Here is a 22148-nt window from a genome sequence, read left to right as displayed (position 1 = left end):
AGGACAGACTGCAAAATGGACGCGAAACAACGGGGTTGGGCCAACGGCATGGTCGCCGTGATCATGTTCGCCGGCTCCATGCCGGCGACGCGGCTGGCGGTTCTCGGCCTTGCTCCGCTGCTGCTGACCAGCGTGCGTGCATTGATCGCCGGGCTCATTGCCGGGGCTGCGCTGGCCTTGAGCCGCCAGCCCGTGCCCACGCGGCGGCAATGGCGCGCGCTGGTCATTGTCGCCGGGGGCTGCGTACTCGGCTTCCCGCTGCTGTCCGCGATGGCGCTGGAGCATATTTCGGCGTCGCGCTCTCTCGTGTTTACCGGCATGCTGCCTTTGAGCACCGCCACATTCGGCGTGCTGCGTGGCAAGGAACGTCCGCCCGCCGCCTTCTGGGCCTTTGCGGTTCTGGGCGCTCTGGCGGTGGCCGGCTTTGCACTTTCGCGAGGCGGTGGCGGTTCGCTGCTTGGCGACGGGCTGATGGTCGCCGCCGTAGTGGTCTGCGGGCTGGGCTATGCCGAAGGCGCGGTGCTGACCCGTGCGCTGGGCGGCTGGCAGGTGATTTGCTGGGCCTTGGTGCTGTGCCTGCCCGCGGCATGCGTGGGCACCCTGGCTCTGCACCCCCGGGCGGCGGCGCTTGCCGGCGTAAGCTGGCAAAGCTGGGTCGGGGTGGCCTATGTTTCGGTAATTTCGATGCTGGTAGGATTCATTTTCTGGTATCGTGGCCTCGATCTGGGCGGGATCGCCAGCGTGGGCCAATTGCAGCTGGTTCAGCCGTTCATCGGCCTTGGCATGGCCGCACTGTTTTTGGGCGAGACGATCAGCCCTGCTGCCCTGCCGGCAATAGCGATCGTTGCCACAAGCGCGCTTTGCGCCCGCCGTTTCGCTACAGGTCGGCGCAGGCCCGGCGCCCGGCTTGCGGATGTGCGGGCCTGCGAAAGCCTTGAGACCGGGAGGGCCTGATCAGGAACTCAGTAAGACCCGGACTGGCGGTTCTGGCGCTTGGCCATCTGGCGGCTGGCGATCCAGCCGCCAGCTGCCATGGCGACGATACCGAGTGGCCCCAGGCGCCGCGCCAGCGTCGAAGCGGCAAGGCCAAGCAGCGCGCCACCACCCTCGCTGATGCCCGGGGTGCGTTCGGCAAGCTTTTTGCCGACCACGGCGGAAACGATTTGACCGATCACGAGCAGGTCCTTTCGAAATAGGGAAAATCGACCATCGAACGTTTGCTGCGGACCATCGTTCCATAGTGCGGGCACGGTGAGTGCCGCGGCCGGCATTGTCCTTACACAGGTAAGCGCCCGCCCGTGTAGGCCGGAACGAGGCCGGCAAAGGTCCATTGGCTGCTGGACAACGCACCACGTGCGGGCCGCATTCCATGGATGTGGCCAATCATTCGCATCCAAACAAGGACCCTGTCATGTTCATGCACAACAAGCGTCTGCAATACACAGTGCGCGTGGCCGAACCCAATCCGGCGCTGGCAGCCATGCTGCTTGAGCAATTCGGTGGCCCCGACGGCGAACTGGCCGCTGCCATGCGCTATTTCACGCAGGGGTTGTCCGAAGAGGACCCCGGCCGCAAGGACATGCTGCTCGACATCGCCACCGAGGAACTGAGCCATCTCGAAGTGATCGGCTCGATCGTGGCGATGCTGAACAAGGGTGCCAAGGGCGCGCTTGCCGAGGCGGCGATGGGCGAGGCCGAACTGTTCATGGCGCTGAATGCGGGCGGTGTGAGCCATACCGAAGCCCTGCTCTATGGCGGCGGCCCTTCGTTGACGAACAGCGCCGGCGTGCCCTGGACGGCGGCCTATATCGACAGCCGCGGCGATCCGACCTGCGATCTGCGCTCCAACATCGCGGCCGAAAGCCGGGCCAAGATCATCTATGAACGGCTGATCGCCATTACCGATGACCCGGGCATCAAGGACGCCCTCGGCTTTCTCATGACCCGCGAGATCGCCCACCAGAAAAGCTTTGAGAAGGCGCTCTATTCGATCGCCGACAATTTTCCCCCGGGCAAGTTGCCGGGCGTTGCGCCCTACACCGATATCTATGTCAACGCGTCGCAGGGCGAAGGCGATGCGGTGGGGCCGTGGAACCAGGGCGAGCAATGGATCAAGCTTGACGACATCGCCGGCAACCTGCCGGTCGATGACGGTGACGGTCAGGCAACCGTTTCCCTGAACGCCGCGGACCAGGCCAACGCCGGCGCGATGATGACGCGGCTTCAGTCCAATCCGGCGCTTGATCTGGCTACGGGGGTAAGCCTGGGCGCCGGACCTGGCGCGGGCAAAGTCGACGATCAGGATTTCGGCGGGGCGGCCAACGTGGCCGAAGCACGCGAGATGGCCCAGTCGCGGCGCCCTGCAAGCCATTGATCGGTGGCGCCATTGCCGCCGGTTGTCTGGCCAGCCTGGGCACTGGCCTTGCAACCGGCATCGGTGCGTTGCCCGTGCTGGGCCTGCGCGCCGCCGATGCAGACCGGCAACGCGCCTACCTGGCTTTTGCCGGCGGCGTGATGCTGGCGGCATCGGTCTTTTCATTGATCCTGCCCGCAATCGTCGCAGCGCGGGCGCAGGGATTTCCCGGGGACCAGGCGATCGCGCTGGTGCTGCTGGCAACGCTGATCGGCGCAGGGATCATGGTCCTTCTGGGGCGCTGGCTGCCCGTGCCCGACGGCCCCGTGCCAGACGGCATTGCCGAGGCACCCCGGCCCGGGGATAAAGGCATCGCGGCGGCAGCGCCCGGCCCCGGGCTCTGCGCGTCATCATTGGGCGTGCCGCGTCCGGTGTGGGTGCTGTGCCTGGCGATCGTGCTGCACAACATTCCCGAAGGCGCCGCCGTGGGCATGGCCTTTTCCGGCGGAAATTTGCAGGGCGGCCTTTCCACCGCCATCGGCATTGGCGTGCAGAACCTGCCCGAAGGCCTTGCGGTGGCCTGTGCCCTGGCGGGGGTGGGCCTGTCTCGGCTGCGCGCATTTGCCGGCGGGGCCGCATCGGGCCTGGTCGAACCGGTCGCAGGCGCGGCCGGCGCGGTGTTGGTCGCGCTCGTGCAGCGCCTGTTGCCATGGGGGCTGGCGCTGGCCGCCGGCGCCATGCTGCTGATCGTATTCTGCCAAATCATTCCCGATCTGGTCGGGCACATGCGAGAGCAGACGCGCCGCGCACCGCGCCGATCGGCCAACCTGCCTGCCTTTACCTTTGCCGGGGGGCTTGCCGTGATGTGCGTGCTTGACATCACGCTCGGTTGACCTCGCCGGCCCCGCGCCTTTCCCTTCCTGCTACATCTCGACCGCGATGAACACGGCGCCGGTTCAGGCGCCTGGCAACGGCGAACGTGCCATCGTCGGTCTTGATCGCCGCTTTCATTGCGCGTCCCCGTTCCAGGTCAAGATCAGCGAGGCGTCGGCCGGCAGCCGCGCTTCCAGCCGATTGCCCTGCTCTGAAAAAGACATGATCTGTCCGTCGGCGGTCGCCAGCCGGGGCGAAAGTCCGGGGGGCAGATCGCCCTCTTTAGCCACCAGCGCCAGCCGGGCTTCCGAGCCGGCCGGCCCGTCGATGCGCAGGCTCAAGGTGTTCGCGTCGATCTGGTGCACCGCCCGCAGGAAGACATCGCACCACAACAGGAACGGCGCACCGTCGATCCGGCGGAACGCCCGCGTCGCATAGATCATCGCGCCGCCGCAGCCATAGATTTCCTGCCCTACCTGGCCGGCGCGCTGGCCATCGGGATAGATGTCCTCGAGCGGAAAGCTGAGCGCGCGGTTGATATAGCCGTTGCGGATATCCTCCTCCGCCACCGCCTCTTCCGGCAGGGCATCGGGATAATAGAACCAGCCACGGTTCAGCGCATGCCGGCAATATTCGCTGAGCAGCAGCCGCACCGACGGGATTAGGTCCGGGCCGCCGTAATCGAGATAGCGTTCGAACGCCGCGAAACTGTCAAAGCATTCGTAGGCCGCCATATAGGGCGCATCGTGCAGGCAGGTGACACCCAGGAAGTTGCGCCAGTTCCGAGCTAGGTCGATTTCACTCTGCCAGATCTGGCTGTTGTGAAAGAAGCTGGCCAGATAGACGTAGCTTTGCTTGAGATAGTCCTTGCGTTCGGTGATCCGCCACAGGCGGATGCACGCGGCCGCGCCCCATGCCGTCAGATTGGCCTGATAATTGAGATCGAAGCGCATCCCGCATGCGGCGTCGATCGCGCGCATCGCTTCTTCCACGAACCGCACGTCGAGCGTCAGTTCGAAAGCCTGAAGCATGACCCAGGCATAGATACCGCCCACGTCGGTCTGCCCGCGGCCATCGCCATCGGCCACCGCCTGAATGATCGAAAAATCGCGCAGGTCGTAAAGGATCGGCCAGCGATAGGCGAAATGGCGCGCGGCGTGGATGCCATAATCGATCGTGGCAAGAAACAGCGCCCGCGCATCGTCGTGGCCGGCCAGCGCCAGATTGGCGAGGTTCAGCATCGGATGATAGAGATACCAGCTGTCGACCGCGTTGGCGTTCTTGTCCATCCCCACGTTGGGCAGATAGCGGCGCAGCGTACCAAGCGAAGTATCGTGGAACGCGTCGATCCCGCTCAGGATCTCGCGCACCAGTGGATGGGGCTTCCCTTGCCAGCGCCCCCAATCGTCAAGCGCCGATGCGATGGCCAGTTGCACCATGACATCGGGATATTCGCTGGCCGTGTAAGGATGGAAATAGACGTGCCCGAAATGTTCGATCCGCGCCTCTGGCGCATGGACGAGATCGTGCGCCGTCGCTTCTGCACGCTTGGGCCAGTGCCGGAACTCGGCATGCGGGGGCGATAGCCAGGGGTAGATGCCCCCGATCATGTCGAGGAATTGCCAGGCGCTGTCCGCCTCTTCCCCCTGCGGATAGGCGCGAATGGCAAGGATCGTATCGTAAAGCACCAGTTCGCGGGCGGCAGGCAGCGTCACATACCCGCTCTCGGCATCGACCGGCGGACGATAGCCCATGTCCGGCCCATCGCCCTGCACGGCGTTTTCAGGCTTGGTCCCGGTCGCCGCGAAATAGGGATTGAGCGCGCTGAAATTCTGCAGGTACAGCACCTTGCCGAATGCCGGCTCGGACAGGGTGAAGTACAACAGCCCGGTGTTCATCTTGCGCTGCTGCGCCTCGACTGTCACGCACGTGGCACCTGGCTCGCCGTCCGGGCCGAACGGCACCAGATCGCGCTCGAGCATGCCGATGCGCAGATTGCGGACCGGGGCGAAGCTCCAGATCGCGCGCAGTTGCTCCAGGCCAAAAGGATCGCCTGTTAATTCGAGGCGCGCCTGGCCCAGCGTGGTGTGGCATTCCACCACGGCGATCGCATCGTCATGGGGCACCAGGCGCGCGCGGGTTTCCGCACCGAAAATAGGCAGGCGCAAGGCCAATCCGCCGTCGTCCGCGCCCGGGCGACGCAGGATGATCCACAAGGCATCGGCGTCAAGCGCAAGCGTGATCCCCAGATTGCCCTGCTTCGCTTCGAAAAGGCATCGCCCTGCGCGCCCCCTGGCTAGCGCGCGCAACGCCGCGCGCGCCAGTGTTTCCGTTTCCCCGGAAAGTGCGCCCTGTTGCTCTGAATTGCCCATGCCATCCTCGTTGCAGAGGCCATTCGCCCACGCCATCAATGCCTGATGGCGTGGGAAGTTTCTTTGCACCACACGTCGGTATCGTCGGTATCGGCACTATCGGGATAATGGGTGGCCCTCGCCCAGGTAAATGCCCGGGTGCCGCGGGCGACGTCACGGCTCTGTCGCAATCGGGGCGCACCTCTATTGCCGCAGCATGCGGCGCTGAAGAATGGAACGGCCATGGCGATCACGATCAAGGCTTTTGCGAATGCCGACGACGTGCTGCTGGCGTGGGAGCCCGACAGCTGGCCCGCGGACCTTGCGGGTTTCGCGCTGGAGCGCATGGATCGGCAAAGCGGGGCCATAGCGACGGTAAACAACCGTATTCCTCCGCAACCCGGCGCAGGACCCGTTGCACCGGGCGGCATCTCTTCCGCCTTATCGCCCATCCGGCGCTGCATCTGGATCGATCACGGCGTCACGGCGGCCGAACAGCTATGCTACCGGGTCACCGCCATGCGCGATGATGGCCAGGGCGGCTTCGTCGCAGATGCGCAGACCGTTTCGGCGTGGACGGAACCGGTCGTGGTCACCGGCGACATGGGCGATGGGCTGGAAACCTATTTCAACCGTGGCACCCTGATGTCGCAAGTGGTGAGCCGGTTCGTGAAAGGCGACGTGTCGAGCGAGCGGTTGCGGGCTTTCGTGGCGCAACTGGGCAATCCCGGATTTGCCGCGCGGCGCTATCTCGGTGGCGACGCACGGCACAAGATGCTCGATTTCCTGGCCGATGCCGATCGGCGGGGAAGCACTATCCATGCCGCGATCTACGAGATCAACGACAGGGAGCTGGTCCAGGCCCTAACGCCGTTCGGCGATCGTGGGCATATCCTGATCGGCAACGGCAGCGCCACCGCAGACTGGGTCGCATCGACGCTGACCGACGCCGGCCTCGAAGTCAGGCACCGGGACCTCAGCCGCCAGGGCCGCAGTTCCCCGAGCGTGCACAACAAGTTCGTTGTCGAAGTCAGCGCCCAGGGGCAGCCGCTGCGCGTCCTCACCGGCAGCACCAACTGGACGGTGTCCGGTCTGTGTACCCAGCTCAACAACGTGCTGATCATGCAGAGCCAGCCTGTTGCCGCGCGCTATTGGCAGCAATGGCAGGCGCTTGTCGCCGCCGGCGATGACATGCCGGCTTCTCTCAAGGAGAGCAACGCGCAGCAGACGCGCGACGGCCCCATCGAACTGTTCTTTGCCGCCACCGCCGCCGGCCCCGAAATTGAGGCGGCCAAGGCGCTGATCGACGGCGCGCGACAGGGCGTGCTTTCGCTGATGTTCATGCCGGGCAATTCCCCGCTGCTCGAAGCGGTGCTTTCCCGGGCGCAGCAGGGCGATCTTTATGTGCGCGGCGTCGTTTCCACGGTGCAGGCGAGCGGAGAGGGCATTGTCAGGGTGGGCAGCCAGGTGATCAAATCGGGCCAGGATCCGGCCTCGTTTCACCGGGATGTGCTGGTGCCTGGCGGCGTTCCCGACGATAACCGGCCAAGCTGGGCCGAAGCCGAATTCACAGTGGCGGAAATCAGGAACGCGGGGCTGATCGCCATCGTCCATTCGAAAGTGATCGTCGTCGATCCCTTCAGCCCCGATTGTGCCGTGATCACCGGATCGCACAATTTCTCGGTCAGCGCCTCGCGCCGGAACGATGAAAACCTGGTGATCGTGCGCGGCAACCGGAAACTGGCGCAGGCTTATGCCGTGCATATCAACGGCGTTTACGACAGCTATTCCTGGCGCGCCTTTCTCGAAGCCGGCGGCGCGCCCGATACGATCTACACCCCCCTCACCGGCTGGCAGCCGGGCGGCGCGCGCCATGCCGAACTGCAATTCTGGATGGGCTCAAACGGTGTTTCAAAGGCACCTCTCGGTAAGGACTGATCATGACGCTGGGTTACGGGTATGTGAAAGCAAAGGTCGTGTCCGCGCCCAGGCTGCAAGGCAGCCGGGGCCACGACAGGCACCGCAACGAAGTGCAGTATCACCTGCATTGCGATCTCGACGTGGCGGGGCAGACCTGGGACGTGGCCATCAACGTCGGCACCAGCGACAGCGACGATCTGCTCAAGTACAAGCTGGTCTACGATTACCGCCATCCGCTGATCCAGACGCTGGCTGCCGCGGCCCCGGGCAAGGCCGATCTTACCGGCCGGAACGCCCTGCCCGCGCTCGATTTCCTACGCAGCGACGTGCTCGATGGCACCGGTCCCTGGCGCGACAGCGGGGTCATGGATGGCTCGCACGCGGTCGAACCGGCCGCCTCGCTGATCCGCCTGCTCGGCCGGGCGCAGACCGAAAGCCGCGATGTCTATCTGTTCGGGCGTTTCTATACCGGCGGCGACCTGGGCATCCACGATACCCACATGAACCAGGGATCGGGCGGCAGCTATATCCATCAGCCGGGCAGCGATCGCAACGACCATAACGACGTGTGGCAGGACGGCGCCTTGCTTGTCGATCTGGGCGAACCGGAATGGGCCGCATACTTCGCCGCATTCAACCAGCAGAACGTGCCGACCGACGATCTTGGCAACCCGGCGCCCGACGCGCGGCCTATCGGCGCGAAGGCGTAACCATAGCCGGGGCCACGGCGGTGCGCGCGGCGGGCGCTCCGATGGCACCATCGGCCTGCGCCGGCGGACCGGCCATGGCCATGCCGATCAGCAGGATCGCCGGACCATCGCCCAGCGCCAGGCGCGCGGTCAGCGCCAGAAGGTCGAGCCGGGTGCGGCACTGGCGTTCGCCCGGCAGGCTGGCGTTTTCCACCAGAGCAACCGGCGTGCTGCCGGCAAGGCCGGCTTCCATCAAGCGCTGGGCAACGATCGGCGCGGCCGCCTTGCCCATGTAGATCGCCGTGGTGGCGGCAGGATCCGCCAATGCCTGCCAATCGAGTTCCAGCTCTTCGCCTTGCCGGGCATGGGCCGTGACCAGCGCCAGCCGGCGTGCATGGCCGCGCAGAGTCAGCGAGGCGCCAAGGCTTGCCGCCGCCGCGCTGGCGGCGGTCACGCCGGGGCAGATCCGCACTGTCACGCCCGCCCGGCGGCAGGCGTCGAGTTCCTCCGCCATCCGGCCGAAGATTGCCGGATCGCCGCCTTTCAGGCGCACGACACGTTCGCCCGAAAGCGCTGCCGCCACAATCAGCCGGTCGATCGTGGCCTGATCCCTGGAATGGCGGCCCGACCGCTTGCCGACATATTCGCACCGCGTGCCAGGCGCCGCCAGGGCCAGCACGTCTTCTGCGATCAAGGCGTCGTAAAAGATCACGCTCGCCTGGCCGATCAGTCGCGCGGCCTTGCGCGTCAGCAGATCGGGATCGCCCGGCCCTGCCCCCACCAGCCATACCGTGCCTGCGGAAAATTCGCTCATTGCGCCAACTCCGATGCGGTTTTCTGCCATTGCGCCAGCAGGCGCGCGATCGCCGGGCGGCACGAGCCGCAATTCGTTCCGGCGCGGGTTGCTGCGCCCACGTGCGCCACGCTTTCCGCGCCGGCATCGGCAGCGGCCAGAACGGCCTTGGTACCGATGCCATGGCATACGCACACGATCGGGCCGGGATCGGGCGCGGCCTGCATGGGGCGCGCCGCCAGCAGCTCGGCCGCGGCGGGTCGACCTCGGGTGCCGCCCCCCTCGCCAAGCAGCCCGGCGACCCATTCCCGCGCGGGCAACCGGCCATGGCGCGTCAGATAAAGCGCCGCCAGCAATGCGCCCGACGCATCGAGAACCGCAACGCGCCGCATGCCGCGTGCATCATCGGCTGCCTCAAGCCGGGCGCCGTCGGGCAGCAACCTGTCGAGCGCCGGTTCGTCCGCGCCGGCCATTTCGTCAAGCCATCCCCCGGCGATGCGCACCCGGGTCCACCACAGCAGCCCGGCCGGAACCTGGGCGGCTTCCCTCGCCACCAGGAACGCCTGCCATGCCGGGCGCACGGCTTCCACTCGCGCAGGCGTGTTCTTGAAGCCGGGCTGGCCCGAAACCGGATCGACCGATTGATCGGCAAGGCGGTTGGCACGGGCCTGCGCCGCGAACGTATCCGCCCAGTGCATCGGCACGAAGACCTGGCCGCGTTGCTGCCCCTCGCTGAAGGCCGCGCGGAAAAGGGCGCTGCCGGTGGGCGTCAATACCCTGGCAAAGCCCCCATCGACGAGACCGGCGCCTTGCCCGTCAAGCGGATGAATTTCGATCAGCGGTTCGCGCCGATGCTGCGACAGCGTGGGCGACAGGCCGGTTCGCGTCATGGTGTGCCACTGATCGCGATAACGCCCGGTGTTGAGGCGTAGCGGAAATGCATCGGTCACCGCGCGCGGCGGGGGTGGCGACACGGCAATCAGGCGTGCGCGGCCATCGGCGGTAGGGAACCGGCCGCCCAACGGATGGCGGGCGCCCCATTGCACAGGCTCCATCGCGGCGTAAGACGCGTCGTCCAAAGCAGCCAGGCCCGTGAGATCCAGCACTTTGCCATGGCGCCGGGCAAGCGCGGTCATCGCCGCAAACTCGCGAAAGATCGCCGCGGCGTTGCCATAGGCAAAGGCCGGCCCGTGCCCCAGGCGCGCCGCCACGTCGCAGATGATGCGCCAATCGGCGCGCGCCGCACCGGGGGCGGGAAACAGCGCGCGCTGGCGGCTGATGCGGCGTTCCGAATTGGTGACCGTGCCATCCTTTTCGCCCCAGCCAAGCGCGGGAAGGCGCACGTGGGCAAAGCGCGCGGTATCGGTATCGGCCATGCAGTCTGTCACGATAACGTTCGGGCAGCGCCCCAATGCCTCGCGCACGAAGCCCGCATCGGGCATCGATACGGCCGGATTGGTCGCCATTATCCAAAGGAACTTGATGCGGCCCGCGTGAACTGCGCGGAACATGTCCACCGCTTTGAGGCCAGGCCCGGCGCAGAGGCGGTCCGTCTGCCAGAACGCAGCCACATCGGCGCGTTCGCTTTCGGAAAAGCCCAGGTGGCAGGCCAGCATGTTGGCCAGACCGCCCACCTCGCGCCCGCCCATGGCATTGGGCTGCCCGGTCACGCTGAATGGCCCGGCGCCGGGCTTGCCGATCCGCCCGGTGGCGAGATGCAGATTGATGATCGCGTTGCCTTTGTCGGTGCCGCCGATCGACTGGTTGGCCCCCTGGCTGAACAGGGTGATCATGCGCGGGTGCTCGGCCACAAGATCGACAAGATGAGCGAAGACCACCGGATCGATCCCGTGGTCTTCGCTCAGGCCCTGCCAGAACCCTTCGGGCACGGTCACGCTGGCATCCAGAAACGCCGCATCGGTAAGGCCGCGTTGGCGCAGCGCGGCGAGCAGGGCGTTGAACAGCGCGGTATCGCCATCGGGCGCAACCGGCACATGCAGATCGGCAAGATCGGCGGTTTCGGTCCGGCGCGGGTCGATCACCACCAGCCGCACGCCGCGCGTCTCGCGGGCCTGTTCAAGCCGTTGCCAGATCACCGGGTGGCACCAGGCCGTATTGCTGCCGACCAGCAGGATCAGATCGGCATCGTCGAAATCCTCGTAGCTGCACGGCACGACATCCTCGCCGAACGCACGATTATGCGCGGCAACTGCGCTCGCCATGCACAGGCGGCTGTTGGTATCGATATTGGCACTGCCGACGAAGCCCTTCATCAGCTTGTTGGCAACATAGTAATCCTCGGTCAGCAACTGGCCCGAGACATAGAACGCCACGCTGCCGGGGCCATGCCGATCGATCACCGTCCGCATGCGCGCCGCGACATCGTCAAGCGCCTGGTCCCAGGTGACTTCGGCGGGGCCGATCATCGGGGCAAGCAGGCGCCCTTCCAGCCCCACGGTTTCGCCCAGGTGCGTGCCTTTGGAACACAGTCGCCCGTGGTTGGCGGGATGCACGGCATCGCCCGCAATCGCCACGCTGCGGGGGCCGGTCACGCGCGCCGCAATCCCGCAACCCACGCCGCAATAGGCGCAGGTGGTGCGGATCACGGGCGGATCATTCGGCATGGGCAGCGCCGGCCGCATCCATCACTGCCATGCGCAGCAGATAGAGCCGGCCGGCGTCGACCCGCAGCGGCACGGTGGGGACGCAGCCCTTGTCGGGGCCGAGGGCCTCGCCGGTCTTGAGCGAGATGTTCCAGTTGTGCAGCGGGCAGGTGACCACATCGCCATGCACGATCCCCTGGCTCAACGGTCCCGCCTTGTGCGGGCACTGGTTGAGAAGCGCATAAAAGCGATTGTCCAGCGTGTGGAAAATCGCGATTTCGCGCATGGTCTTGCCAGCGACGCGCACCGGCATGGTGCGGGCGTTGCCGGGGCTGATCTGCGTGACCGGGCCGATATCGAGCCATTCGCCGATCATTGCACGACCTCCGCGGCCAGGGGGCGGAACTCGGCCAGATGCTGATGCAGTTCGGCATCGGCGCCGGCCACGCGCCGCGCCCAGGGGTCATCCTGCATGAAGCGCTGCGAATGCCGGAACCGCGCCGCCAGCAAGGGGATGGATCGCGGATCGTCGAACAATGCGGATTTGACGTGGGCCAGGCCGACGCGCTCTATCCATGGCGCGGTGCGTTCCAGATACCAGGCCTGCTCGCGGTAAAGCTGGATGAAGGCCGCGCAGATTTCCATCGCTTCCTCCTCCGTTTCCACCTTGCACAAAAGGTCGGTGGCGCGGACCTTGATACCGCCGTTGCCGCCCACGTGCAGTTCATAACCGGAATCGACGCAGACCACGCCAAAGTCCTTGATCGTCGCTTCGGCGCAGTTGCGCGGACAGCCGCTGACGGCGATCTTGAACTTGTGCGGCATCCAGCTGCCCCACGTCATCTGTTCGATCTTGACGCCCAACCCGGTCGAATCCTGCGTGCCGAAGCGGCACCATTGCAAACCCACGCAGGTCTTCACGGTGCGCAGGCTCTTGCCATAGGCATGCCCCGAAACCATGCCCGCGGCGTTGAGATCGGCCCATACGGCGGGCAGATCCTCTTTCCGGATGCCGAAGATATCCAGCCGCTGGCCGCCGGTGACTTTGACCATCGGCGCGTTGAACTTTTCCACCACATCGGCGATCGCGCGCAATTCGCGCGGATTGGTCAGCCCCCCCCACATGCGCGGCACCACCGAATAGGTGCCGTCCTTCTGGATATTGGCATGCAGCCGTTCGTTGACGAAGCGGCTCTGCTGATCGTCGACATAGTCGCCCGGCCAGGCGCAGAGCAGGTAATAGTTGAGCGCCGGGCGGCACGACGCGCAGCCATCGGGCGTTGACCAGCCCAGTTCGTGCATGACCTGGGGAATGACTTTCAGGTTCTTTTCCACGATCAGGCGACGGACATCGCTATGGGTAAAGCTAGTACACTTGCACAGCGTCTTCGGGCCGGATTGCACGTCTGCGCCCAGCGTCAGATGCAACAGGCTTTCGACAAGGCCCGTGCACGATCCGCACGACGCCGAAGCCTTGCACGCGGCGCGCACGGCATCCAGGCTCTGCGCGCCGCCGGCAATGCACGCCATCACTTTGCCTTTGGAAACGCCGTTGCACCCGCAGATCTCGGCATCGTCCGAGAGGACCGCAACGGCGGCATTAGGGTCCGCCAGGGCGCCGCCTCCCGCGGCGAAGGCCTGGCCGAATATCAGGGCCTCGCGGATCGGGCCGATATCCTCGCCTTTGCGCAAGAGATCGAAATACCAGCTGCCGTCGGCGGTATCGCCATAGAGAACGCAGCCGATCAGCCGGTTGTCCTTGACCACCACGCGCTTGTAAATACCGCGCGCGGCATCGCGCATCACGATGTCCTCGCACCCCGCGCCACCGGAAAAATCGCCGGCGGAAAAAAGATCTATGCCCGATACCTTGAGCTTGGTGGAGGTCACCGTGCCGGAAAACCCGGTCGGTGTTCCGGCCACGGCATCGGCCAGGCTGCGACACATTTCCCACAGCGGCGCCACCAGGCCGTAACACGCGCCCCGGTGCTGCACGCATTCGCCTACGGCCATGATCGCCGGGTCGGACGTGATCATGTGATCGTCGACGACGATGCCGCGTTCCACGTCCAGCCCGGCCGCGCGGGCCAGGCCCACGGCCGGGCGGATGCCCACGGCCATGACCACGATGTCGGCCGGAACTTCGCGCCCGTCTTTCAGGCGCACCGCCGCAACATGGGCGTCGCGGCCGACGATCTCGGCCGTATCGGCCCCCGTCAGGATCGTCTGGCCGCGCCGTTCGAGTTCGGATTTCAAAAGCCAGCCGGCCGCTTCGTCCAGCTGGCGCTCCATCAGCGTGGGCATCAGGTGGATAACGGTCACGTTCATGCCGCGCAGCGACAGCCCGTGCGCCGCTTCCAGCCCCAGCAGGCCACCGCCGATGACGACGGCATTGCCGCCGCCTTTGGCTTCGCCCGCTTGCGCCGCGGCAAGCATGCGCTCCACGTCGTCCAGATCGCGAAACGTGACGACGCCGGCCAGGTCGGCACCGGGCACGGGGATGATGAAGGGATCGGAACCCGTGGCAATCAAGAGCCGGTCATACGCTTCGACCCGGCCGGATCTGGCCGTGACGGTCTGCCGGGCACGGTCGATCGCCACCACCGGATCGCCGGCGATCAGCGTGATATCGTGCGCGGCATACCATTCCGGGCCGTTGATGACGATTTCGTCGAACGTCTTTTCGCCGGCCAGAACGGGGGACAGCATGATGCGGTTGTAATTGACGCGTGGCTCGGCGCCGAAAATCGTGATTTTCGGCGACACGCCTTCCCGGGCGAGGATTTCCTCGATAGCGCGGCAGCCGGCCATGCCGTTGCCGATGACCACCAGCCGCTCTGCGGCGCCCGTCAGGGGCGCGATGATCGGGTCGTTGGCCCGGTCGATGACTATCGAGGCATTCACCAAACATCTCCTGAAACGCGCGCAATGCAAAAAGCCGCCACGAACGAACCTCTGATGAAAGGTCGGAACGGGCGGCGTCGTTGCCACGCAATGATGTCGAGAAGGAAGCTGCGAGCAGATCGTCCGCCGTTGGACGTCGCAACTTCGATTTCGGGAAGTTAACCCAATCAACCTGTCGCCCGCAAGCGTTTTTTGCGACGCAACATCCTTCGTTGTCAGAATCCGAACTCGGCCTGAAGCCAGAACCGGCGCGTATTCGTGGTGCCCCCGCCCCGCGCGACGTAATCGGCATATTTGGCGAGCCAGGCCACCGATCCAGTCTTGAAACTGATTGCCCCGTCCCATTCGTGGCCGAAATTGATCGCGCCGATATCGCTGTGGAACTGGTGGTAGATCACCTGGGCGTTAAGGCCCTTGACCAGCTTGACCATCGGCAGTTTGACGCCGACCTCGCCATAGCTGTCGGTCAACCCCCGCGTGGGCGTGGTCAGGAACAGGTCTGCCCAGCCGTTGAACTTGTGCAGCGTGGCCAGCGGCGCCTGCACCGCCCAGGGCCCTCCAGCCGCGTTGGCATCTGCACCCAACACTTCATAGCCGCCTTTCACGGTGAGCAGGCCCAGGGCCATGGCTGCATCGAGCGCATAGTAATCCGCCCTGTAGCGCAAGGGATTGCGGCCGTAGTTGGTCTGCCGGGCAAAACTTGCGTCGAACGAAAAGGCAAGGGCCCGGGCCAGCTTGATGCTGCCGTTCGAACGAATGCCATAGGTCTGCGAACCGTTGGTCTGGCCCCGCACGGTCTGCGGCGTGGCTGCAGTATCATCGTAATCGAGCAGATAGGCAAAGCCCTTGGTCATCACCGGCCCGGTCTTGATGCCGGCATCCAGCAGCCAGAACCGGCCGCCGAGCGCGGTCTTGATCCCGCCGTCGGTGCCATAGATCGTGCGCTGGCTGTTGGCATAAGTCAGGTCGAGATTGACGGGGGCCAGCTTCACCTCGGCGCGGGCGGCATCGAATGTCTGTTCGTTCTGCCGCCAGCCCACCGGCCCGACCCAGCGTTCGTCATCCAGGGTGATGCGCTGCCGGCCCAGCGTGAGCGTGACCGCCTTGTGGCGATATTGCAGTTGCAACCGGTTGAGCGCGACGTTTTCCGGGTCTGCCACCACGGCATAGGTCGGGCGATACTGGCTTGAGCCGATGTTTTTGTACGGAAAGGCATTATAGCGATCGCCAAGGGCCAGCGTTCCCGCCGCCTCGACCAGGAACGCGAGATGCACCGCCTTGTCTGCCAGTTCGATCCCCGCGCGCAGCCGCAGCGTCACCGCATCGGCGGAAAGCGCCTTGGCCGGCTGATCGACACTTTCCCAGCGCAGCCTGCTGGCCAGCACCGGTTTGATCGTGAAGTCCCCGCCGACAGGCATGGGCGCGACAAGCGGCCTGGCCTCTCCGGCAAAGGCTGACGCTGCCGTCGCACAGGCGGCGGCGCCGTAAGTCATCGCGGCAATCGCGCGCAGTTTCAACATGGTATTCCCTCATGATTATTCCGGATTGGGCCGATCAGGCCATCCTCTCCCCGGCCGGTGTTCCGGCTCTTGGGTGATCGGCGCGGTCAGATCCGCACGCCGGTTGCCGCCGCGCCCCAGGTCGTCCGCCAGCGGCGCTTGACCGCGGTAAGGCCGGCCACCGCGATCAGCGCCAGGCCCGAAAAGATCAGGAAGCCGATGGACGTGCTGCCGGTCATCTGCTTGATCAGCCCCAGCGAGCTGGCGAGGTAGAACCCACCAATGCCGCCGCCAAAGCCAACCAGGCCGGTCATCACGCCGATTTGATTGCGAAAGCGCTGCGGCACCAGCTGGAACACGGCACCGTTGCCCAGGCCGAGCGTACCCATCGCCGCAACGAACAGTGTCACCGCCAGCGGCAAGGCCTGCGTGCCCACCGCGCTGATCACGGCCAGAAGCACGGCGGCGACAAGATAGACGAAAGTCAAGGTGCGGATGCCGCCGAAGCGATCGGCCAGCGCGCCGCCGAGCGGGCGGAGCAGCGAGCCGATGAGGACGCAGGCCGCCGTGCAATAGCCGGCAATCACTGGCGTCACCTTGAAGCTGTCGACATAAAACGTGGGCAGCGAACTGGACAGCCCGACGAACCCGCCGAACGTCACGAAGTAGAACAGCATGAACCACCAGGCGTCGCCCTCGCCCAGCACTTTGGCATAGGCCGAAAGCTTCATCGGCGCGGGCTGGTCGGGGCTGTCCTTGGCGGCGATGAGGAAATAGACGAAGACGATGCCCAGCGGGACAAGTGCCAGGCCGAACACGTTCGTCCAGCCGAACGAGCGGGCCAGCAGCGCGGCGAATAACGACGCGAAGACCGTGCCCGAATTGCCCATCCCGGCAATGCCCATGGCCTTGCCCTGGTGTTCGCCCGAATACCAGCGGCCGGCCATCGGCAGCGCGATGGCGAAACTGGCGCCGGCGAAGCCCAGGATCACGGCAAGCGCCAACACGCCCTTATACGTGGCGATGCCGAAATACCAGGCCGTGAACAGGCCGGCCATCACGATGATCTGGTTGACGATCGCTGTCACTTTCTGGCCGATCCGGTCAGCCGCGATGCCGTTGACGACGCGCAGGACCGCGCCCGCCAAGGTGGGCAGCGCGACCATGAAGCCCTTCTGCGCGGCGTCGAGATGCATCTGCCCGGCAATGATCGGCGCCAGCGGGCCGAGCATGACCCAGACCATGAACGAGACGTCGAAATAGAGAAACGCGGCGATCAGCGTGGGCGCATGGCCCGATTGCCAGAAACCTTTGGCTTGCGGCGCGCCCTTGGCGGCGGGCAGGGCCCGGCCGGGGGCCAATGATGAGGCTGCACTCGACATGAAAACGTTCCTTCCAGACTTGACGTGACGGGTTCACCCCCGATGCTCGTGCGTGCGCGCATCAGGCCGCAGGCACGAAAATCGAAGGGCGGAGAAGCAGGAGCGATGCGGGATGACGGAGAACTGGCCGTGGTTGCCGGATTTGCCAGCGCGCAGGGGCCAAGGGCCGACAACCAGGATTTCGGGGGAATTCATGTTCCCGCCCGGCACGATGCCGCGCGCCACGGGGTGCTGGCGGCGGTGGCCGATGGCGTTTCGGGCGGCCGGCAGGGTCGCGTGGCGGCCGAACTCGCGGTGCGTTCGCTGATCGAAGGCTTTTATGCCGTGCCCGAAACGCTTGGCCCGGCACGCGCCATGCACCGGCCGCTGGCCGCCTACAACCGCTGGCTTCACGCACAGGGGCGGGGTGAAGCGATGCGCCATGGCGCCACCACGCTCACCGCCCTGGCGCTGCGCGGACGGCGGTGCCATCTCGCCCATGTCGGTGATAGCCGCGCCTGGTGTTTCCGGGGCGGACGGCTGGCCTGCCTGACGACCGATCACGTCCGCCCCGAACCCGAAATGGGCCACGTGCTGGTTCGCGCGCTGGGCCTCGACAGCGAAGTACGGCTCGATCACACGGTGATCGAACTGGCCGAGCGTGACCGGCTGCTTCTGACCAGCGACGGGGTCCATGGCCCGCTGCCGGCACGGCGCATCGCCGCGATCCTGGCCCGCCAAGCCAGTGCCGAAGCAACGGCCGAAGATCTGGTCGAAGCCGCGCTGGCGGCGGGCGGCCAGGACAACGCGACCGCGCTGGTGATCGACGTGGTCCGGCTGCCGGCACCCGATCTTGACGGCATCGCCGCCAGCCTGGCCGGGTTGCCGGTCATCACCCCGCCCGCACCGGGCGAGAGCATCGACGGATACCGGATCGAGCGCCTGCTCAGCACCGGGCGCTATGCCGTGCTCGCCCTGGCCCGCGACGGCAATGGCGGTGGCGGCGTGGTGCTCAAATTCCCGCGCGTCGGCGCTGCCAGCGATCGTGCGATGCGTCAGGCCTTCGCACGGGAAATCCTGGTGGGCCAACGTGTCGCCAGCCCGTTCGTGATCGCCGGCGTGCCGCTGGCGCCCGAACGCCGGACCGCGCTCTACAATGTGCAGCCGTTCCTTGCCGGCGAAACGATGGCTGCACGCTTGCACCGCAGCGTTCCCGGGCTGGCCGTCGGTCTTGCCCAGGCGATTCGCCTGACGCGGGGTGTTGCCGCCCTGCACCGGCTGGACATCATCCACCGCGATATCAAGCCCGACAATGTCATGCTGACCCAGGACGGCGGCCTGAAACTCATCGATTTCGGCATTGCCCGGCTGCCCCGCGTGGAGGATTTCGTTTCGGACGATATTCCCGGCACGCCCGGTTTCATGGCGCCCGAGCAGTTCGAAGGCAACGCCGGCGACGCGCTGACCGACCAGTTCGCGCTGGGCGTCACGCTTTATCGCTGGTTCACGGGGCAGATGCCGTTCGGCGAACAGGAAGCGTTCCAGCGCGCCCGTTTCGGCCCGCCCCCGCCCATGGCGCAACACCGCCCCGAAATTCCCAGCTGGCTGGACGAGGCGATCCGCACCGCAATCCATCCCGATCGCGACCGGCGTTTTGCCGATGTGGTTGAATTGCTGCGCGTTCTGGAAAGCGGCGGCCCGCTTACTATCGCCCCACGCCGGCCGCTGCCGCTGATCCAGCGCCACCCGGTGCGGTTCTGGCAGGGCGTCAGCGCGCTGCTGGCGATCGCGCTGATCGCCGCGCTGCTGTTCCGTTCCTGATACCCACCTGCCCATGCCGATCGTGCCGCCTTTGCGGCGTGACCCGGTTCGCGTTTCTCGAACGCGCAAAAGCCGCCTCGACTTGACCCCTGTTCAAGGTCAGATCGGGCGGCACCGTTGCCACGCAATGTTGAAATGACGACGTCGCGTATCGTCATCCCCCTTTGGATGACGCGAACATCGTTGGTGTCAGGCTATGCGATTCGTACCGTCGCCGTAAAGGGCTTTTTTGCAATGCCGCATCATTTCACTTTTTCAAGCGCCCGCAGATACCCCGGAAGATCATCGGGATCAAAAATCTGCCCATCAAAAAAGATGTTTTTTTCCAATACGATCGTACCTTGTTGCGTGCCCACGGCGGTGGTCTGGCGCAGGCTGCCTTCCACTTTGGCACTTGCTGCCGGCAGTGGTTCTGCCGTTCCTTTCAGTGCACTGCGGTAAACGTCGGGCCGGAACACGCGTGCCGCCTTGCCCGCCGCTGCGGGGTCGAAAGCCATCCCGTCCCAACGCACCATCTGGCTGTAAAGCCATTGCGCCTGGCTGATCCAGGGGAAGTTGGCCGCTTCGCGGTACTGAAACATGAAATCGGGAAAACGAACCAGATCGCCGCCTTTGTGCAGCAGCAGCCGGTCGGTGATCGCCCGCTCGATCAGGGCGGCATTGCCGTCGAGATATTCAGCCCGCGCCAGGATCTGCGCATTTTCGCGGGCGTTGGCCGGGTCAACGAAATGCCGCCCGGCGCGCAGCAGTGCCCGGATCAGTGCCTCGATGGCGGGGCGGCGTTCGTCCAGCACCCGTTCGCGCAGGGCCAGCACCTTTTCCACCCCGCGCCGCCAGATCTGCGCGGTGACCAGCACGATGACGCCCGCACCCCGCTCCACCGCCACGCTGTTCCACGGCTCGCCCACGCAAACCGCGTCCACCTCCCCCTGTTCCAGGGCATCGGCGCAGAACGGCGGCGGGATGGTGGCGATTTCCACGTCGTGATCGGGACGGATGCCACTGGCTGCAAGCCAATAGCGCAGCATGTAGTTGTGGCTGGAATAGCGATGCACCACGCCAAAGCGCAGCGGCACGCCGGCCGCCTTGCGCGCCAGCGCCACCCCGCGCAATGCCGTGCCTACCGCCGCGGGATCGCCCAGCACGCCGGGCGGGCAGACCTGCGCCGCCAGGTCGGGCCGCATGGTGATCGCATTGCCGTTCAGCCCGAGGACGAACGGCACCGCCAGCGATTGGGCGGGGCGTCCCCGGCCCAGGGTCGTGGCCAGCGCCAGCGGCGCGACCATATGCGCCACGTCGGAATGCCCATAGAGCAGACGATCCAGCACGGTCGCCCAGCTGGTATCGCGGGCCATGCGCAGCGACAGGCCTTCTTCGCGCGCAAAGCCCTGTTCGTGCGCCAGGATCGGCAGGCAGGCATCGACCAGCGGCAGGAACCCGATCGTCAATTCCTCAGCCATCACGGGCCTCCCAACAGTTTGTGTGCGGTCACGACCGCCTCGGCAATGTCGATGATCCGCCGCCCCTGGTTCATCGCGGTCTTGCGCAGTTCGGCATAGGCTTGTGGCTCGCCCAGGCCGCGGCTGTCCATCAGGATGCGCTTGGCCTTGTCGATCGTGTCGCGCTCGGCCAGTTTGCCGCGTGCTTCGGCCAGATCCGCCTCCAGGCGGGAAAATGCGTGGAAACGGCGGATCGCCAGGTCGAGAATGGGGCGAATGCGATGCGGCGCCAGACCATCGACTACATAGGATGATACGCCGGCGTCGATCGAAGCGGCGATCGCGTCCTCGTCCGATTCATCGACGAACATGGCGATCGGCCGGGCCAGCACGCGGCTGACGGCAAAGTATTCCTCCAGCACGTCGCGCGATGGATTGCCAAGGTCGATCAGCACGATATCGGGTGCGATTTCGCTGATTCGCGCCACCAGCCCGCGCCGCTCGGTAACCACGATCACCTCGCAGTCTTCCAGCATGGCCAGGCCTTCGCGGATCACCGCAGCGCGCGTTGCGCTTTCATCGACGATAGCTATCCGCATGAACACCTTGTGCATCGCAACATGCGCGGATGGCAATGCTCATCTGCCGGCACCCATCCGATTCGCGGCTTGGACTCGTTGGAAGCGCATTGCACGCCCAATGCCGCGGCGTTCGCCATGCCGGCCACATCAAGGCATTACCGCATCCCGACAGTACGTTTCACGTAATCCAGAAAGAGCGCGGCGCTTTCGGGCTTGGCATCGGCAATCTGTTTTGCGGTCGCCGTGGCGATGTTGGCCGATATCGGCACGAGCTTGCGCCCCGTACTCAAGGCGATCACTTCGGCTTGGGCGGCCCGCTCAAGATAATAGAGATTGTACCAGGCCTCAGCGATGCTCGGCGCGGACACGATCACGCCGTGGTTGCGCAGAAACACCGCATCGGCGTGATGCAGCGACGCGGCGATCGCATCGCCCTCGGCTGCGTCCAGAGCAAGCCCGCCATACCGTTCGAGAACCGCGACACGATCATAGAACACCAGCGACGACTGGATGGCCCAGCTGAACGGTGACCCCTCCACCATCGCCAGGGCGGTGGCATAGGGCATGTGCGTGTGAAATGCCGCTACCGCGCGTGGCACCTGCATGTGAATGCGCGCGTGAATATGGAACGCCGTCGCTTCCGGCTGACCAGTCCCGGCAACGACATTGCCGTCGAAATCGCAGATCAGCAGGTCATCCGCGCCGATTTCGTCAAAGCCCAGCCCGATCGGATTGACCAGGAACAGGTTGTCGCAGCCGGGCACCAGAACCGAAAAATGGTTGCAGACACCCTCGGCATAGCCCAGCTTTTCCGCCATCCGGAAACAGGCCGCCAGATCCACCCGGGCCTGGCGCACCGGCTCGCTGTTCAAGTTCATCGCGTCAACTAGGATTTGGCGCGCCGTGCTGTCAACCAGGGGCCGTACCGGGGGCAGTTTCACCGCTGCCCCCGGCATTGCAC

Annotated in this window: 17 protein-coding genes; 6 read left to right on the top strand and 11 right to left on the bottom strand. The window is 65.7% G+C overall.

Translation table 11 applies throughout. The features are described 5' to 3' along the window. Window positions 1-15 precede the first annotated feature (15 nt). The gene (locus AC3EDY_RS13265) at window positions 16-954 is read left to right on the top strand and encodes a DMT family transporter (RefSeq protein WP_488572974.1); all 939 of its coding nucleotides are present in this window, start codon (window positions 16-18) and stop codon (window positions 952-954) included. Window positions 955-962: 8 nt separating this feature from the next. Here the strand turns inward: AC3EDY_RS13265 and AC3EDY_RS13260 are convergent, their stop codons facing one another. Further along, window positions 963-1175: a hypothetical protein gene (locus AC3EDY_RS13260; RefSeq protein WP_488572973.1), complete on the bottom strand. Its 213-nt coding sequence runs from the start codon at window positions 1173-1175 to the stop codon at window positions 963-965. A gap of 236 nt (window positions 1176-1411) precedes the next feature. On the opposite strand from AC3EDY_RS13260, the gene AC3EDY_RS13255 reads away from it, so the two are divergent. Both AC3EDY_RS13255 and AC3EDY_RS13250 read left to right on the top strand, forming a co-directional pair. Next, window positions 1412-2374 (top strand): manganese catalase family protein, encoded by a 963-nt coding sequence (locus AC3EDY_RS13255; protein ID WP_488572972.1) that lies wholly within the window; start codon window positions 1412-1414, stop codon window positions 2372-2374. After that, on the top strand, window positions 2371-3246 hold the full coding sequence (locus AC3EDY_RS13250) for a ZIP family metal transporter (RefSeq protein ID WP_488572971.1): 876 nt from the start codon (window positions 2371-2373) through the stop codon (window positions 3244-3246). Before AC3EDY_RS13255 ends, AC3EDY_RS13250 begins: the two co-directional genes overlap by 4 nt. A 114-nt stretch (window positions 3247-3360) precedes the next feature. Here AC3EDY_RS13250 and AC3EDY_RS13245 read toward each other — a convergent pair whose 3' ends face one another. Beyond that, on the bottom strand, window positions 3361-5634 hold the full coding sequence (locus AC3EDY_RS13245) for a hypothetical protein (RefSeq protein ID WP_488572970.1): 2274 nt from the start codon (window positions 5632-5634) through the stop codon (window positions 3361-3363). Window positions 5635-5820: 186 nt separating this feature from the next. Between AC3EDY_RS13245 and AC3EDY_RS13240 the strand changes: the two genes are divergently transcribed. Beyond that, complete coding sequence (locus tag AC3EDY_RS13240) at window positions 5821-7515, top strand: phospholipase D-like domain-containing protein (protein WP_488572969.1); 1695 nt, start codon at window positions 5821-5823, stop codon at window positions 7513-7515. Window positions 7516-7517: 2 nt separating this feature from the next. Next, the gene (locus AC3EDY_RS13235; RefSeq protein WP_488572968.1) at window positions 7518-8207 is read left to right on the top strand and encodes a DUF2278 family protein; all 690 of its coding nucleotides are present in this window, start codon (window positions 7518-7520) and stop codon (window positions 8205-8207) included. Here the strand turns inward: AC3EDY_RS13235 and cobA are convergent. The 6 genes from cobA to AC3EDY_RS13205 form a co-directional block, all read right to left on the bottom strand. Next, window positions 8188-9000 (bottom strand): uroporphyrinogen-III C-methyltransferase, encoded by an 813-nt coding sequence (gene cobA / locus AC3EDY_RS13230; RefSeq protein WP_488572967.1) that lies wholly within the window; start codon window positions 8998-9000, stop codon window positions 8188-8190. The two genes, AC3EDY_RS13235 and cobA, sit on opposite strands and share 20 nt — an antisense overlap. Further along, window positions 8997-11603: a nitrate reductase gene (locus tag AC3EDY_RS13225; protein ID WP_488572966.1), complete on the bottom strand. Its 2607-nt coding sequence runs from the start codon at window positions 11601-11603 to the stop codon at window positions 8997-8999. Before AC3EDY_RS13225 ends, cobA begins: the two co-directional genes overlap by 4 nt. Beyond that, on the bottom strand, window positions 11593-11958 hold the full coding sequence (nirD, locus tag AC3EDY_RS13220; protein WP_488572965.1) for a nitrite reductase small subunit NirD: 366 nt from the start codon (window positions 11956-11958) through the stop codon (window positions 11593-11595). The genes AC3EDY_RS13225 and nirD overlap by 11 nt, the downstream gene beginning before the upstream one ends. After that, the gene (gene nirB / locus AC3EDY_RS13215) at window positions 11955-14468 is read right to left on the bottom strand and encodes a nitrite reductase large subunit NirB (protein WP_488572999.1); all 2514 of its coding nucleotides are present in this window, start codon (window positions 14466-14468) and stop codon (window positions 11955-11957) included. Before nirB ends, nirD begins: the two co-directional genes overlap by 4 nt. Window positions 14469-14701: 233 nt before the next feature. Further along, a complete protein-coding gene (locus tag AC3EDY_RS13210) occupies window positions 14702-16006 on the bottom strand; it encodes an alginate export family protein (protein ID WP_488572964.1) in 1305 nt (434 codons plus the stop codon). 86 nt (window positions 16007-16092) lie between these two features. Further along, window positions 16093-17367, bottom strand: a complete 1275-nt coding sequence (locus AC3EDY_RS13205) for a nitrate/nitrite transporter (protein ID WP_488572963.1) — start codon at window positions 17365-17367, stop codon at window positions 16093-16095. Between the two features lie 105 nt (window positions 17368-17472). On the opposite strand from AC3EDY_RS13205, the gene AC3EDY_RS13200 reads away from it, so the two are divergent. After that, the gene (locus tag AC3EDY_RS13200) at window positions 17473-19167 is read left to right on the top strand and encodes a bifunctional protein-serine/threonine kinase/phosphatase (protein WP_488572962.1); all 1695 of its coding nucleotides are present in this window, start codon (window positions 17473-17475) and stop codon (window positions 19165-19167) included. Between the two features lie 242 nt (window positions 19168-19409). Here AC3EDY_RS13200 and AC3EDY_RS13195 read toward each other — a convergent pair whose 3' ends face one another. The 3 genes from AC3EDY_RS13195 to AC3EDY_RS13185 form a co-directional block, all read right to left on the bottom strand. Continuing rightward, complete coding sequence (locus AC3EDY_RS13195) at window positions 19410-20627, bottom strand: CmpA/NrtA family ABC transporter substrate-binding protein (protein ID WP_488572961.1); 1218 nt, start codon at window positions 20625-20627, stop codon at window positions 19410-19412. Beyond that, a complete protein-coding gene (locus AC3EDY_RS13190) occupies window positions 20627-21205 on the bottom strand; it encodes an ANTAR domain-containing response regulator (RefSeq protein ID WP_488572998.1) in 579 nt (192 codons plus the stop codon). The genes AC3EDY_RS13195 and AC3EDY_RS13190 overlap by 1 nt, the downstream gene beginning before the upstream one ends. Window positions 21206-21342: 137 nt before the next feature. Beyond that, a complete protein-coding gene (locus AC3EDY_RS13185; RefSeq protein WP_488572960.1) occupies window positions 21343-22065 on the bottom strand; it encodes an aldolase in 723 nt (240 codons plus the stop codon). Window positions 22066-22148: the final 83 nt, after the last annotated feature.

The organism is Novosphingobium sp. DS6-6, from assembly GCF_057784975.1.
This window is presented reverse-complemented; position numbering and strand designations above follow the sequence as displayed.

Excerpts from the sequence above, each read along its gene's own strand:
- AC3EDY_RS13265 (WP_488572974.1), top strand. The coding sequence starts at position 16 with ATGGACGCGAAACAACGGGGTTGGGCCAACGGCATGGTCGCCGTGATC.
- AC3EDY_RS13255 (WP_488572972.1), top strand. The coding sequence starts at position 1,412 with ATGTTCATGCACAACAAGCGTCTGCAATACACAGTGCGCGTGGCCGAA.
- AC3EDY_RS13245 (WP_488572970.1), bottom strand. The coding sequence starts at position 5,634 with ATGGCGTGGGCGAATGGCCTCTGCAACGAGGATGGCATGGGCAATTCA.
- AC3EDY_RS13240 (WP_488572969.1), top strand. The coding sequence starts at position 5,821 with ATGGCGATCACGATCAAGGCTTTTGCGAATGCCGACGACGTGCTGCTG.
- AC3EDY_RS13235 (WP_488572968.1), top strand. The coding sequence starts at position 7,518 with ATGACGCTGGGTTACGGGTATGTGAAAGCAAAGGTCGTGTCCGCGCCC.
- cobA (WP_488572967.1), bottom strand. The coding sequence starts at position 9,000 with ATGAGCGAATTTTCCGCAGGCACGGTATGGCTGGTGGGGGCAGGGCCG.
- AC3EDY_RS13225 (WP_488572966.1), bottom strand. The coding sequence starts at position 11,603 with ATGCCGAATGATCCGCCCGTGATCCGCACCACCTGCGCCTATTGCGGC.
- nirD (WP_488572965.1), bottom strand. The coding sequence starts at position 11,958 with ATGATCGGCGAATGGCTCGATATCGGCCCGGTCACGCAGATCAGCCCC.
- AC3EDY_RS13210 (WP_488572964.1), bottom strand. The coding sequence starts at position 16,006 with ATGTTGAAACTGCGCGCGATTGCCGCGATGACTTACGGCGCCGCCGCC.
- AC3EDY_RS13205 (WP_488572963.1), bottom strand. The coding sequence starts at position 17,367 with ATGTCGAGTGCAGCCTCATCATTGGCCCCCGGCCGGGCCCTGCCCGCC.
- AC3EDY_RS13200 (WP_488572962.1), top strand. The coding sequence starts at position 17,473 with ATGCGGGATGACGGAGAACTGGCCGTGGTTGCCGGATTTGCCAGCGCG.
- AC3EDY_RS13195 (WP_488572961.1), bottom strand. The coding sequence starts at position 20,627 with ATGGCTGAGGAATTGACGATCGGGTTCCTGCCGCTGGTCGATGCCTGC.
- AC3EDY_RS13190 (WP_488572998.1), bottom strand. The coding sequence starts at position 21,205 with ATGCGGATAGCTATCGTCGATGAAAGCGCAACGCGCGCTGCGGTGATC.
- AC3EDY_RS13185 (WP_488572960.1), bottom strand. The coding sequence starts at position 22,065 with ATGAACTTGAACAGCGAGCCGGTGCGCCAGGCCCGGGTGGATCTGGCG.